14 protein-coding genes and 1 tRNA gene are annotated in these 13637 nt (G+C 62.4%); 7 read left to right on the forward strand and 8 right to left on the reverse strand.

Features of this window, described 5'->3' with window-relative positions; all coding sequences use genetic code 11:
- Window positions 1-1132 precede the first annotated feature (1132 nt).
- A tRNA-Arg gene (locus tag LZC95_51920) sits at window positions 1133-1209 on the reverse strand.
- 411 nt (window positions 1210-1620) lie between these two features.
- Here LZC95_51920 and LZC95_51925 point away from each other — a divergent pair.
- Together LZC95_51925 and LZC95_51930 are read left to right on the forward strand one after the other, a co-directional pair.
- Window positions 1621-1986 (forward strand): type II secretion system GspH family protein, encoded by a 366-nt coding sequence (locus tag LZC95_51925; protein WXA94920.1) that lies wholly within the window; start codon window positions 1621-1623, stop codon window positions 1984-1986.
- Between the two features lie 75 nt (window positions 1987-2061).
- Entirely contained in the window at window positions 2062-2598 is a 537-nt protein-coding gene (locus LZC95_51930; protein ID WXA94921.1) for a hypothetical protein, read from the forward strand.
- On the opposite strand, the gene LZC95_51935 is transcribed toward LZC95_51930, so the two are convergent.
- Window positions 2585-3673 carry an alpha/beta fold hydrolase gene (locus tag LZC95_51935; GenBank protein ID WXA94922.1) on the reverse strand — a complete coding sequence of 363 codons (1089 nt, stop codon included), beginning with the start codon at window positions 3671-3673 and terminating at the stop codon, window positions 2585-2587. The two genes, LZC95_51930 and LZC95_51935, sit on opposite strands and share 14 nt — an antisense overlap.
- Window positions 3674-4293: 620 nt before the next feature.
- On the opposite strand from LZC95_51935, the gene LZC95_51940 reads away from it, so the two are divergent.
- Window positions 4294-4800, forward strand: coding sequence for a hypothetical protein (locus tag LZC95_51940; GenBank protein WXA94923.1), 507 nt, complete (start codon window positions 4294-4296; stop codon window positions 4798-4800).
- Between the two features lie 144 nt (window positions 4801-4944).
- Here the strand turns inward: LZC95_51940 and LZC95_51945 are convergent, their stop codons facing one another.
- The 3 genes from LZC95_51945 to LZC95_51955 form a co-directional block, all read right to left on the reverse strand.
- Complete coding sequence (locus tag LZC95_51945; GenBank protein WXA94924.1) at window positions 4945-5121, reverse strand: hypothetical protein; 177 nt, start codon at window positions 5119-5121, stop codon at window positions 4945-4947.
- Between the two features lie 81 nt (window positions 5122-5202).
- Complete coding sequence (locus tag LZC95_51950; GenBank protein ID WXA94925.1) at window positions 5203-5697, reverse strand: hypothetical protein; 495 nt, start codon at window positions 5695-5697, stop codon at window positions 5203-5205.
- A 46-nt stretch (window positions 5698-5743) separates the two neighbouring features.
- Entirely contained in the window at window positions 5744-6160 is a 417-nt protein-coding gene (locus LZC95_51955) for an organic hydroperoxide resistance protein (protein ID WXA94926.1), read from the reverse strand.
- Between the two features lie 139 nt (window positions 6161-6299).
- Here LZC95_51955 and LZC95_51960 point away from each other — a divergent pair, with 139 nt between their 5' ends.
- Complete coding sequence (locus tag LZC95_51960) at window positions 6300-6632, forward strand: hypothetical protein (GenBank protein WXA94927.1); 333 nt, start codon at window positions 6300-6302, stop codon at window positions 6630-6632.
- A gap of 14 nt (window positions 6633-6646) precedes the next feature.
- Here the strand turns inward: LZC95_51960 and LZC95_51965 are convergent, their stop codons facing one another.
- Complete coding sequence (locus tag LZC95_51965) at window positions 6647-7168, reverse strand: GNAT family N-acetyltransferase (protein WXA94928.1); 522 nt, start codon at window positions 7166-7168, stop codon at window positions 6647-6649.
- Window positions 7165-8361 carry a hypothetical protein gene (locus tag LZC95_51970; GenBank protein ID WXA94929.1) on the reverse strand — a complete coding sequence of 399 codons (1197 nt, stop codon included), beginning with the start codon at window positions 8359-8361 and terminating at the stop codon, window positions 7165-7167. The genes LZC95_51965 and LZC95_51970 overlap by 4 nt, the downstream gene beginning before the upstream one ends.
- Before the next feature lie 116 nt (window positions 8362-8477).
- Between LZC95_51970 and LZC95_51975 the strand changes: the two genes are divergently transcribed.
- The 3 genes from LZC95_51975 to LZC95_51985 all read left to right on the forward strand — a co-directional run bounded on the left by LZC95_51975 (window position 8478) and on the right by LZC95_51985 (window position 13121).
- Complete coding sequence (locus tag LZC95_51975; protein ID WXA94930.1) at window positions 8478-9905, forward strand: PLP-dependent aminotransferase family protein; 1428 nt, start codon at window positions 8478-8480, stop codon at window positions 9903-9905.
- Between the two features lie 214 nt (window positions 9906-10119).
- Window positions 10120-11790, forward strand: a complete 1671-nt coding sequence (locus tag LZC95_51980; protein ID WXA94931.1) for an ABC transporter ATP-binding protein/permease — start codon at window positions 10120-10122, stop codon at window positions 11788-11790.
- Complete coding sequence (locus LZC95_51985; protein ID WXA94932.1) at window positions 11787-13121, forward strand: DUF3459 domain-containing protein; 1335 nt, start codon at window positions 11787-11789, stop codon at window positions 13119-13121. Before LZC95_51980 ends, LZC95_51985 begins: the two co-directional genes overlap by 4 nt.
- On the opposite strand, the gene LZC95_51990 is transcribed toward LZC95_51985, so the two are convergent.
- Window positions 13103-13486: a hypothetical protein gene (locus LZC95_51990; GenBank protein ID WXA94933.1), complete on the reverse strand. Its 384-nt coding sequence runs from the start codon at window positions 13484-13486 to the stop codon at window positions 13103-13105. The genes LZC95_51985 and LZC95_51990 overlap by 19 nt on opposite strands.
- Between the last annotated feature and the right edge of the window lie 151 nt (window positions 13487-13637).

A 13637-nucleotide genomic window follows, 5' to 3' on the forward strand; every position in this document is an offset into this window, starting at 1 on the left:
CCGACATTCAAGTGCACTCTCGGCTACCCGCACCAGCGTGTCACATAAACACCAGAATGGATATTGGCATCTAAAATGCGTACGGATGGGATAAGTTAAATTTGTTAATTTCAACTTCGCCAACGAGTATAATCTGTTTTGGATTGTTGTTTCGCGGTCGCGATATCCAGGCGTCGTGACAAGAATAGTTGCCGTTGATGCTGCGAGTCTTAGCTCACGAATCTCAACGATTTATCCTGCCACTCCAATTTGCGGGGGTATGACCATGTCAAAGAAAGTAGCGGGGATTTTGATGTCTTTTGGGTTTTTTGCTGGGTGCGCCGCACAACCCGTGCCGGATCAAAAAGGGGAAAACGGGTTACAAGATATCAGTAGCGAGAAAACGTCGCCGTTGGTTTCCGAGTCTTCGTCGGTGCGTCCCGCAGTGGGGGACCACTGTGTGGCCGTGGGAGTACAGAATGGTCGTTGTGAAGCGCTACTCGATGGATTAAGTTGTGCGAATCTCGGACCGATTGTGGGAGCGAAGGGGTGTGTTCCGGTGGCGAGCACTTGCACTCCAATTAGCGAATGCTGTTGCGGTGACTAGATTTTAAGCCCGATCAAAGTGAGTCGACGCGAGGAGCAACCGCTGTGTCACGCAGCCAGATGTGACTGTGACGGTGTCCTTGCGTCGAGTTGAAGGGTCGGCGGCCCAATTGCAGGTTCAGAGAAACTGCGAGATCAGGGATTTGGAGAAATCCTCCTGCTCCCGGGTTTTGCTTCCACTCGTGTGCCTCTTCGACGAGATGTTCATTTTCGGCAAACGCGGAGAGCAACACCACATCGCGTGGCCCCTTTCGTCTGGGCATGGTCATGGCTCCCGTCGCGCCGCGCCACACCCGGTCGGCCGCCCGCAGACTCCGCTTCCAGCCAGCACGTAGACCCGTAGGCGCTTCCAAGAAGCCTGGCGCGCTCGCGTAATCGGCGGTGGCACAGTCAGCAGCAACTACGTGCACCGCCCGATCGAGCGCATCGACGCGCACGAGAACGACATTCGAATCGTTCTGCGAGAGCCCTTCTCACAGTGAGGCGGAAACCCTAGAAAACTCGGGCGTTTAGACTCGCCCGAGTTTTCTACCATCATCGTCGATCCTGGCGCGCGCAGAAGGATTCGAACCTACGACATCCGGCTTCGAAGGCCGGCGCTCTATCCAGCTGAGCTATGCGCGCTCACGTGAGATCTACCCTTACCGCAAGCTGCGCCCGATGCGAAGGGGGGACGGCACGTCGGGGGCCAGAGGCGCGTTTTTCTCGGGCGAAGAGCCCCGGTGAAGGGGAGGCCGCCTTCGCGAGGGGGGCGCTGACCGACTTCGGCCATGGGCCGGGCTCCCCGGCAAGGGGCTCGCGGCATGGGCGATGCGGGGTGGGTGCCAGAATGGCGAGGGGGCGCCGGGACATTGCCATTCGTTCCAAAGGTGGCCGTCGCTCATGCGAGGGCAGGCCGGAAAACGCATTATCCCGGACTGGCGCACGGTTTGCTCTGAGCGCGAATCACGAAGCGCGATTCACGAGGGGAACACCATGCATCGATACATCGTGTCGGGTTGCCATTCTCATTCCGTTCGCCGAAGAGCGCGCGGAATGACACTCATCGAGATTCTCGTCGTTCTGGCGATTCTATCGCTCATATCGGGAGCCATTGGCTTTCACGTTTTGAACAAGTACGTCGAGGCGAAGGTTGCCATGACCGAACAAAATGCGAAGGCTCTGCGGCAGGCCGTTTTGTCATATCGACTTACCGCCGATGGGTGCCCTTCGGTCGAAACGTTGCGACAATCGGTCATCGATACCGCATCGAAGGCGCTGGACGCTTGGGATCAACCTTTCCTCATCGTTTGCGAGGAGAGCGGCGAGATTCGTGTCTCGAGTGCGGGGCCCGATCGGAAGCACGGGACGAGCGACGACATTCAGGCTCCGCCGGAACTTCGGCTTGCAGCGGATCGGTAATCTGTAAGGTTCACCGGGCTGCCTCGTTTCCGAGGTATGCATGCCCGCTCTTTGCTTATGGGACTTCTCCTCTCGATGATTTCTGCTCGAGCCTGGGCTGCCGACACGCACGTTGGAAAGCGTCCCGCCACCGCGGAGGGGCCGCGGCAGGAGGAGAGAAAACGGCACGTCCTCGGCCTCCGCTTCGATACCGGAGCCAGAGGAAGCGACTACGGACTCGGCTATCTTCATGTGCACGAATCCATCGAGGGGCAGGGAGGGCTTGGCGTGCTTCTCTGGTTCGGGTACGGCGCCGATGTTCGCATGGTCACCATGGAGCACGAGCGCATCGACGGCGCGCTCGTTTATGGCATGGGGCGCCTTTCGACGATGGGCGACGCGGGGGGCGTCGCGTTCGAGGCGGCACTAGGCGGTGGCACGGCGCGTGGGGAAACGAGGCCCGCCGCGGCGCTTGGCGTTTTCTGGAGCGTCATCTTCGCGGAGCTCGGCTATTCGTTTCAATTCCCCATCGACGGCGGGAGTCGACCGGAGTGGCTCTCGTCGCACCAATTCAGTGTCCGCGTCCAGGTGCCGGTGCACTCATACGATGCGAGGAGGCTCACTCCTCCATGAAGGAGTGAACGTACCGCGCAAGCGCCGGCTGTTCGCAACCAGGGGCGAGGTGGCCGCATGGTCCGGTGAGTACCTCCAGGCGGGCGTTGGCCGCTTTTGCGAATACTTTGGACGGCCTCGGATTCACCATCTGGTCGTGTTCGGCGACCACGAAAAGCAACTTCGCCTTGACCTGGCGCGCTGCCTCCTCGAGGTTGCCGCCCCAGCGTGCGGCCACATCATGAGCGAGCATCGCCTCGAGTTGCCGATGCCAGTCGTTCCAATCGAAGCTGGTGTCCGCCTCCACCTGCTCGAGCCACGCTGGGAATGCGCTGCGCGAGATATTTTCGGCGCGATGCGCTGGCGTCATGAGCATCATATTGTGAATATCCTGAACGGCGCGAAGCTTGGGGCGACCTTGATATTCGCCGTGTGCGTAAGCGACGTCGGATTCCAAGGCGTGCATCTCCGCATTCCAAAGTAGCAAGTCCTGCGCGGTGAGCTGCGGCGTGCCCACGATGGAGACGACGTGCGCGGCGGCGTCGGGCCGGCTTACGGCCCATTCGAGCGCCTGCATACCGCCCATCGACATGCCCATGACGGTGTGCAATCGCTCGATGTGCAAAACCTCGTTGAGCAATCTCTCCTGCGTGGCGACCATATCGCGAATGGTAAACTTCGGAAAACGAAGGCGGGCCTGGGTGGTGCTGTTCGACGGCGACGACGAGACCCCATTTCCGAGGGCATCGACGAGGATCAGGTAGAACCGCTTCGTGTCGACCAACTTGTCCGGCACCCCGGCGGCGAGCTTCGCCGTCGTCCCCGTGAACCACGTTGAAAAGAGCACCGCATTCGACTTCGTCGCATCGAGCTTACCGAACGTACGATACCCAATGCGACAAGGCGCAATCGTCTCCCCACTCTCGAGCGTGCACGTCCCAAGCTCCGCGACCCTCAGTTCGCCATTCGTCGCGCCCACCTTGGGCACCGCGGCCACGGGCGCCCGCGCCGCCGCCGGCGAAACACAGGCGCCAAGCGCCATGCACGAGAGAAAAACGGCAAACGGCATACGCGCACGCGCTTGAAAGTCGAGCATCACGTTCAGGTAGCGTGCGTCTGCAAACGGGAAAAGGCTTTTGGGCGGAAAGACTCCCTTTCCGATTCGTGGGTCAGTCGCAGGGCGTCATTCCATCAACGAGTGATGGTCGTGGCTGTGCTTCCAACGCTGGCGACGAAGTCGTACCTCACGGGCCGCAGTACGGACCGTGTTCCGTGCAGTGCCCGCACTCCTCCATGCAAGTCCTTCTCTTTCGAATGGAATAATCGTGAAACCTCAGCATCCACGAATGGCGACACCTTGCATTCGCTGCGCGCCGACAAGCGTATATGCCCAACGCTAACTGCGCTACATGCTTAACGTCGGATCGACGCTTAATTGAGTTGCGATTGTTTGCGTTGTCTATTTTGTGATTTGCACTAAAAGGGCGCAACGGTTCGCGAATGCGGTTGATAATATGTGCGGCGTTTATTGGTGAAATGTCCGAACTCGGCCAATGCTTCGTGCCGCTGTTTGTAGTCGCGACGCGACTTTGTCTAGCCGAGCCGAAACAAGGTGCACAAATAAGCCTGTCGGTTCGAAGTGAGAGTTCCTGCTTATGCTGTTCGGCAGTATTTCGTTGAAGCTCCCCCGGCGGCGTGCGATGACCAGCGAGGTCGATGAACAACCCCTATCAGCCGCCGGGTGCATCTTCCGTCGAGAGCGCAACCGAGTACGTCGTGCCAATCGACGATGCCGCCGCGCGCGTGTCGTTCACGTTGGCGCCTGGTTGGTGGAGCTATCCGGTCTTGCTCGTGGACGGCCAGCCCCCACGCAAATTGGGTAGGAGCGGCTTCGAGTTGCCCATGCGCGATGGCAGCAAAGCCCAACTTCGTATCGTGCCCAGTTTGACCCGCCGCATCCCTCGCGTCAGCGTGAACGGCCGAAAATACGGCGAGGGCGGGCAATGGGACGGATGGGGATATGCGATTCTGATCCTAATGCCGATGGGTTGCCTCATGCCCCAAGGTATCGTGGGCGGGGTGCTCGGCGCCTTCGCGCTCACCATCAATCGTCAGATCGCGTACAACCCGGGGCGGTGGTGGCTCAAAGCCCTTGCGATGCTCATGTTGGATGTCGCCGTGGTGGCCGCCTTCATCGGCACAAGGCGTCTCCTTCAGACGTAACACACGCGAGTCGATGCTCATCCTGCGCACGCGACCGGGCCCGCTGCTGCGTTCTACCAACGGAGCCGTCTCGCCGAACGCCTATCGCGTGGGCTACGAAGAGCCGTCCACGTTTACCGCCCTATTCAAGCATCGGGCGCCCATTCACCCGTAACGCCACTCCAGCCCTTGGCTCGACGGCGCGGCGGCCAAGAACAGCGGAACCGGCATCGCTCCGCTGCGCTCTCCCCGCGCGCGTGGTTCGAGAACGAACCGCACGGGCTGCGTTTCTTGAGCCAACGGCGGTTGCGGGGGTAGAGCGCTGGACGATTTCCGATTCATGGCACACACCAACATGGGGCCCAATTGTTTAGGCTTCGTTAAACTGAGATACAGAAGGTTGAAGCCGGGCCCGCCTGCAACCTAGTCGGGCTGCAGCCGGTGCCGGTTCTCGGTCACGAAGGCGCCGAGACGATCGGCCACTTCATTCTCGATGAGCGCAGCTTCGAGCTCCGCGAATTGCTCCTGCCCGAGAAGCTGGCACCAATCGTCCGTGGACCGGGCGCTGGCCGCAGCTTCTGCGGGCACCGATGCACAAAGATCGTGGGCGCGGCGCAGGGCGTTTGCCGAGCTGCGAGCCCCGATGGCCTCGAGGGCTGCAACCAGCTCCCAACAGCGCTCGCGCCCACGAAGGGCTTCCTCCAAGAGCGTTCCGCGGCTTTCGTGCCGCGCACACTCGAATGCGAGCCTCAGCGTATGCTCGAAGGGCGTGAGCAACTCGTACCCGTGAGCCCAATGCTTGGCGCGGATGTACTCCGAGACGGCGTTGCGAAACGCGATGGGGTCGGCGATCGCTGCGAGCTCGGCAGGGCTTCGCACCTCGGCAAGTTCAGGGGACACGTGATCCGTGGAAAGCATGCCCCGCCCGTTTCGCGCATCTCGCGAACGGCGTCAATAGGCCCGCTTAGACGACGTTGATCACCACGTCGATGTTGCCCCGGGTGGCCTTCGAATAGGGGCAAGTCTGGTGTGCCGCCTCCGCCAGCGCCTCGGCCACTTGGCGCTCCAACCCCGGCAGGTGCACGTTGAGACGCGCCTGCAGGAAATACGCGCCACCACCCGTGCCGAGATCCACTTCGGCGTCCACGGCTACGTTGGCGGGGAGCTCCACCTTCATCTTCTTCGCGGCCAGCCCCATGGCTCCGATGAAACAAGCCGACCATCCCGCCGCGAACAACTGTTCGGGATTCGTGCCGGCGCCGGCAGAACCTGGCGACGAGAGCTGAACGTCGAGCCGGCCATCTTCGCTGCGGGCTTTGCCGTCGCGGCCGCCGGTGGTGTGGGTTTTGCCGGTGTACAGTACTTTTTCGATCTGGGACATGGCGAGATTTCCTTTTTGAAAGAGGATTCATCTCGCATACGACTCGATTGAGCGCGAGGTTTCGCCGACCGAGAGAATTTTTGGTGCGCACATCATCCAACAGTGGTCAGCCATGAATTGCCCCCGTTGCGCACGACCCATGAGACCGCTTTTCATCTCCCTCGTCTGCGATTTTTGCGACGGGTTGGAGGGTGACGATGCGGGTTGGGACGTCGGCTACGTCGTATGGCGAGGCCGCCCCATGCCCGTGAACGAGTACGTCTTCGCCACGCGCGAAGATGGAGAGCGCTGGAAGCGCGCACTGAACATGAAGGATGAACCCATCCTTTTGGTCCGCTCACCCGTCAAATTCCGCTGGCGTAAGAGCACGGGCACCATCAAGGACGTCACCACCGCCGACGGCTTGGTCACGATCTTTGCCGATCGCCGCTTCCCTCCCGGCGCGAACCGGGCCTACCTCGCACGGACCTGACGCACCGAGGTCACTCAGCCCACGGCGTCGCGGATCCGCGCGTACATCAACACGTCGCCGATGCGTTGGTCCTTCACGATCCGACGGCGGAGGCGCCCCTCGAAGGTGTAACCCGCTTTGATCAAGACGCGTTGGGACGCCGTGTTCCACTCGAAGACACCGGCTTCGACCCGCTCGAGCCCGAGTCGTTCGAACGCATGCCCCGTGGCCGCGAGGACCGCCGCCGTCGCAATGCCCCGGCCCCAATGAGGTCTACCCAGCCAATAGCCCATTTCAGCCGTAATGCATTCGACGTCGCGCATTGGCTCGAGCGACAATCCGCCGACGGCTTCACCCTCGACCTCGATGGCGAACGACGATTCCGGATATTGGGTCGCATGCGTGAGCCACATTTCCGCATCGGCCCGCGTATACGGATGTGGAAAGCGATCGCGTAGGTTGATCCAAATGTCGCGATCATTCGCGTGACGTGCCACCGCATCCACGTCGGCGATCGACCAAGGACGCAATGTGAGTTCAGGGAGTCGGAGGATCATTTCTTTTCCTCCAAGCAAAACAATTTGACCAGCAGCTCGGAGCCCATCCCCGAAATCGTGAAGCGCTGGCGTCGATCGGAGAGCAATCCCTGCATCCACGAAACGGCTCCGCCATCGCCTATCGGAAGTTCCATACCGCTTTCGCGTTGAAACCAAACTTGAAGAAAGGGACCGCGGTAATAGTGCAGCCCTTGCAGTCGCGTGAGATCGTAAGCGACGCTCAACTGGGGAAAACGCGCTTGAAGCGGTTTGGCCACTTCGTCCTGAAGGGCCCGCGCTCGTTCCAGCTCGGGCATGCCGCGGACGAGGGGATCGTCGCACCAGTCATCGGCCATTTGCCGTTCTGCCACGCCGGCCTCGCGCAGCGCTTCGAGGGTACTCTCAGGCCGATTGGCTCGGACCCCGCGCGCCATGCTCTCGATATCGACGTGCGGCACGCGTGCCCGAAGGTACGCCTTGACGACGCGCGTGTCCGAAAGCACCACCCGCGCCCGCGCCACATCGAATCCCGCTTCAGGAAGACGTTGCGCGAGCTCCGCCCATACCGCGAGGTGCTCGAGAATGCTCTGCCGTTCCGCCCGATCGTCGTCCGCCGCTTGCGGCGCGCGCGCCGAAGTTGCCAGTGCGAAGAGCCGAAAATGCGGTGAGTACTCCGGGCGATCGAATGGCTGCAGCCGAAGCACACGCTGGCTCGCACACCACCGCAGCGTCTCGCGCGATGCTTCGCGCCGCCGCACCCAGGCCGCGTGCAAGGCAAGCCCCACCGAGGCATCCGACGCAACCTCCGCAAAACGTGCGGCGCCGAGAACGTTGTTCGGATCCACGCCGACGCACGCGGCAGCCCCCAAGGGCTCCACCGGCGCGAGGTCGACGGCTTCGAAGTCACGCGCACAATCGAACAGGACCCCATCGAGGGCATGGATCCGTCGCGCATCGATGGTCGACGCCCGAACCATGGGCGAGCGCAGGGCCTGTTCGCGAACATCGCCGAACGTCCGTTGCAGCGCACGCTGACGCAGCCCGTGCAGAAGCAAGGTGGTGAACTCGTTCCCACGCAGTTTGCGCGCCAGGAGTTCGTCGATGCGCGGCGCCTCGGGCAAACCCGCAACCCGCTCCGCGATGCGCGCCGCCAACCGCGACGTCGTATCCAAAGGTGATTCAGGGACTCGAGGCGGATCGTCAACGGCGGACATCGGGCGGCTCCTTCACCGTGAAGTATGGTGGCATCCTGGCACCTCGAGTAGGCTCAGATCGGGCCTACGCGATGGTACCAGCGAAACTACGCCTCGATCGGCGGAACACGACGACCTTGACGGCGCAACTGGTGGACCAGATCCGCCGCGCCGTTCTCGAGGGCACGCTTCCTTCGGGGCACGCGCTGCCATCCTCCCGCGCACTGGCGCGCGATCTCGGTATTGCGCGAAACACGGTCATGGCCGCGTACGAGGCCCTGGCGGCCGACGGAACGATCCTCGTGGGTGCACGTCGTGCGCCCGTGGTGGCCGATGTGACGCGGGTCATCCGCGGCGAGCCATTCGACGACGACGATGAAGGCGATCCCCGGCTTCACATCTCGTCGAGCGCCATGCGCCTCGCGTCCTTCATTTCCGACGAGCGGCTCGACGCGCTCTCGTCCGCCACATCCCGCGCGCGGCCATTTCGCGTCGGTGAGCCGGATCTGTCGCTCTTTCCGTGGAACGTCTTCGAGCGCAGCCTCGTTCGATGCTGGCGCGCCCTCACGCCCATGGATAGCCTTGGGGCCGATCCGCGGGGCCATCTGGCACTGCGGCGCGCGCTGCTTCAGCACCTCGCCGTCGCGCGCGGTGTGCGGGCGTCCGTCGAGCAGGTATTCATCACCGAGGGCTCGCAAGGAGCATTGGATCTCTGCTGCCGGACCCTTCTCGACGCAGGCGATCTCGCATGGGTCGAAGATCCGTGTGCCCCCTCCACACGGGCCGCGCTGTTGGCCGTGGGCGCGCGCATCGCCGCCGTCCCCGTGGACGAAGACGGCGTGATCGTGGCGCGAGGCCGTCGCACGGCACCGCGTGCGAAGCTGGCCATCGTTTCCCCCTCGTATGCATTTCCGCTGGGCGTGCGGCTCGCGCTCACACGCCGCCTGGAGCTCTTGTCATGGGCGCGTTCTGCGGGGGCGCTGATCCTCGAGAACGACTACGAAGGGGAGCTCCGCTTCGAAGGCGCGCCCATTCCCGCATTGCAATCGCTGAGTCTCGAGCACGGCGGGCGCGTGCTGCACATGGGCTCCTTCAGCCGCGCCATGTTTCCCGCACTGCGCCTCGGATTCGTCGTCGTTCCGCGTCCGCTGGTTCCAGCCTTTGCGCGCATGCGCGCCGCCACCACGCGCTCACCGCCCTATCTTCTGCAGGCCGCCCTGGCCCAATTCATCGACGACGGCCACTATGCGCGCCACCTGCGACGCCTCAAACAGGCAACACGCTGCCGCCGCGATGCCCTCGTCGGCGCCCTCGGCTCGGCCCGGGCTGGCGGCGAGACGATTCACGTTCCGCGCGCCGGCTCGGTACTTACTTTGGAATTGCCCGCCACGGTCGACGACCACGCCCTCCTCCGAGCTTGTGCTCGCCACGGTATCGAGGCGTTGGCCCTGTCCGATTGTTCCATCGCGGGGCGGAGGGGCATCGTGCTCGGTTTCGGAGCGCACTCCGAAAAACAGCTGGAGCAGGCCGCCCGAAGGCTTCGCAGCCTCCTTGCCAAGGTGTGACCCATGCATTGTCGAGCTCGGCGATTATGCCTACGTTGGAGGGCGATTTCACACGAGTGGCGACAGAGTTGCGCCCAGCATTGGCATCGCGGTCCCGCTGGCGTTAAATAAATCGAGTTTCATGCAGCAGTCCGTTTCGCGCCCCCCAGCCCTTTGGCGGCGGGCTTGGTCGTTCGTTCATCCCGATCGTTTCGCCCTACTCGGGATTCTACTTTTGGGAACAACCAGTTCATTGGTGCTCGCCCTCGAGCCGCTGGTCCTGAAAGTCTTTTTCGATGCGTTGGTGGCCCATGCCAGCGTCGCGCGGTTGATGGGAGTCGTCGGGCTTCTGGCCCTGATGCTTCTGACCCGCGAAGGCATCGTGGCACTTCTGGATTGGCTCGTGTGGCGCACGCGCATTGCCATCAATTATCGAATGACCAGCGCCACCATCGATCGGTTGCACACGCTGCCCCTATCCTTTCATCAGCGGCACGCGGTAGGGTCCTTGATGGCCAAAGTCGATCGCGGAATCAGCGGTACCGTGACGGCCTTTTCCACCGTCTTCGTACAAATTCTTCCTTCGACGATCTACCTCGTGATGGCCATCGTCATCATGCTCCGATTGGAATGGCGCTTGGGCCTTTTGGTCCTCGGCTTCGCCCCCATTCCGGCCGTCCTCGGTGCGCGGGCATCGCGCGAGCAAGTGACCCGCGAGCGGCGGCTGCTCGAGCGGTGGGCTCGGGTGTTCGCACGCTTCAACGAAGCCCTGGCCGGCATGATGGTGGTGAAGAGCTTTGCCCGCGAGGAGAGTGAAAAGCAGCGCTTTCTCAAGCGGGTCGATGCCGCCAATCAGCTGGTGATGCGCGGGGTGGCCACCGATGCGCGGGTGGAGGCCACGAAAAATGCCGTTGCGGTGACCGCGCGCGTGGCCGCCGTATCGCTGGGCGGATACTTGATCGCCACGGACGCTATTCCCATTGGCACGCTGATCGCCTTTCTAGGTTACGTCGGCGGTGCCTTCCAACCCGTTCAATCGCTCACCGGCGCCTATCAAACGACGCGCCGCGGGCAGGTGGCGCTCAAAACCGTCTTTTCCATTTTGGACGCCGAGGACACCGTGCTCGACTCCGCCGATGCGTGCGAGGCGGCGCCGTTGCGAGGTGCCGTCGAGTTTCGTGACGTCAGCTTCGGCTACGGTGGCCGGCCGGTGCTCGATCGGGTCAACATCACCGTGAAACCCGGCGAGACGGTGGCCTTGGTGGGACCGAGTGGCGCAGGCAAAACGACGCTCATGGCTCTTTTGCAGCGCCTTCACGATCCCTCATCGGGGGCCGTTTACGTCGATGGGGTCGATCTTCGTTCGCTCAAACAGCGGTCCTTGCGGGCCCAGATTGGCGTCGTTCTTCAAGAAGGGCTCCTCTTCAGCGACACCATTCGAGGCAACATTGCTTTCGGCCGGCCGTACGCGACCGACGAGGACATCGAAAAAGCCGCGCGTGCGGCCAACGCGCACGACTTCGTGACGCAGCTTCCTCGTGCGTATGCGACCCGCGTCGGTGAGCGAGGGAGTACCCTTTCGGGCGGCGAGCGCCAGCGAATTGCCATTGCACGGGCGCTGCTGAAGGATGCGCCCATTCTCATTTTGGACGAGGCGACATCGGCGCTCGATGCCGAATCGGAATCGTTGGTGCAAGAAGCCCTGGGCCGGCTCATGGCAGGACGGACGACGTTCATCATTGCGCATCGCTTGGCCACCGTGGTTCGCGCAGACCGCATTTTGGTGCTCAAGGACGGGCAGATCGTCGAGTGTGGCACGCACGCGGAATTGGTGCGCGCCAAGGGGTACTATGCATCGTTGGTCGAGCATCAAGTGCGCGGCCTCATCGAGGATCGCGCGGCATGATGCGCTGGCCGCCGTTCGTTGCGGCGATTCTTTCGCTGGCATTTCTGTCGCCCGAAGGCCCGCCGGTCACGACCGAGGGCGGCATCGAGAACGCCATCGTCTACGGCGTGATTCCGCCTCGTTTCGGTTCGCCACCTCTGCAAGCCGTGACGCGCAACTTGGCATCCTTGGCCGATTTGGGCATTACGACTCTGTGGCTCACGCCCATTTTCGAAACGCCCCCTGGCGATTTCGGGTACGCGGTCATCGATTACCTCGCGGTACGGAAGGACTATGGTACGCGCGCCGATCTGGACGCGCTCGTGGCCGAGGCCCACCGCCTTCATCTGAAGGTGCTTCTCGATTTGGTGCCGAACCACACCTCGTCGAAGCACCCTTATTTCCTGGATGCCGAGGCGCGCGGTCCTTCATCGCCGTATTTTGGCTTTTACCAGCGCGATGCGCAGGGGAGTGCGACACATTATTTCGATTGGACGCACTTGCCCAATCTGAATTACGCCGAGCCGGCGGTGGCGCATTGGATGACGGATGCGTCGTTGTCCTGGATCCGCACCAGCGGAATCGACGGCTACCGCGTGGACGCCGCTTGGGGGATCCGCGAGCGCGCTCCGTCCTTTTGGGGAGCCTGGAGCGCCGAGCTCCGTCGCGCACGACCCGATGTGACGTTGATCGCGGAAGCGTCCGCGCGGGACCCGTTTTACGTGTCGCACGGGTTCGATGCGGCCTATGACTGGACGCAGGAGCCGGGGCATTGGGCCTGGGAACACGTGTTCGACGATCCGAAGGGCGTTCCCGAACGACTCGATCGCGCCCTGCGCGAGACGGCCGCCATCGCCCCAGCGGCGCACGTGCTGCGATTTCTCGACAACAACGACACGGGCCCGCGTTTCATCACCCGTCATGGGCCGGGCATGGCCCGCGTCGCCGCGGCGGCGCTTTTGACGTTGCCTGGGGTGCCGTGCCTCTTCACCGGGCAAGAGGTGGGGGCTGAATACGAGCCATACGGCGCATCGGGCGCCGTCCACTTCGAGCAAGGCGGCGCGTTGCGCGATTGGTACAAAAGGCTCATCGCATTGCGACGCACGCGTCCCAGCCTACGTTCCCGCGATTGGACGCGTGTGGCTTCGTCTGCACCGACCGTGTATGCCTACGTTCGCACCGCGGGAACGGAGAAGACGCTCGTGGTGCTTCAATTCGACGAGCACCCCGTGAACGTAGCCCTCGATGTACCGCACCAGGGAACGACCTTGTCGCTCCCTGGCTGGGGTGTAGCCATTCTCGAATCGAATGGCTCGGGTTGGCGCAACTTCGTTCAGCCCGCCGTGTGGTAATAGTATTTGCACTTGGCCTTTCCGTTTCGCCAGTCATACAACCGGAAAACGTGAAATAGCTCCGGGTGCTCGCGCAAGCTGGTGACCACGTATTCGAACCCGCGATCGTCTCCGGTCCACGTGGCGACGACATGCTCCAATGGATCGCCAAATCGTTCGGCCGTGTTGAAACTGAACGTCCTCGCCGCCCGATCGACCTCCACGTCCCACATGGCAATGCGGTCGACACCAGGCTCCGCGGCCTCGGCCTGCACGGTATCGTGATCGCTCGGGACCGATTCCGCCATGGCCGGCGCGTCGATGGCAAGCATGGCGGCGACGCCAAGGGCGCTCACGGAAAGTGAACCAATCATCCTCTTCGACATGGGATGGCCTCCTAAATCAAGAATGTCGAATCGATATAGTCGTTTTGAAAAGCCAATCAACAATCAACGCTTCGTATCGACGAACGTTGATGAACTCACATCGTTGATCGGATATGCGCCTGGCGCGCTTCGTACATTGCTGGCCGAACGT

It is taken from the genome of Sorangiineae bacterium MSr12523 (assembly GCA_037157775.1).
GTDB lineage: Bacteria > Myxococcota_A > Polyangia > Polyangiales > Polyangiaceae > Pendulispora > Pendulispora brunnea.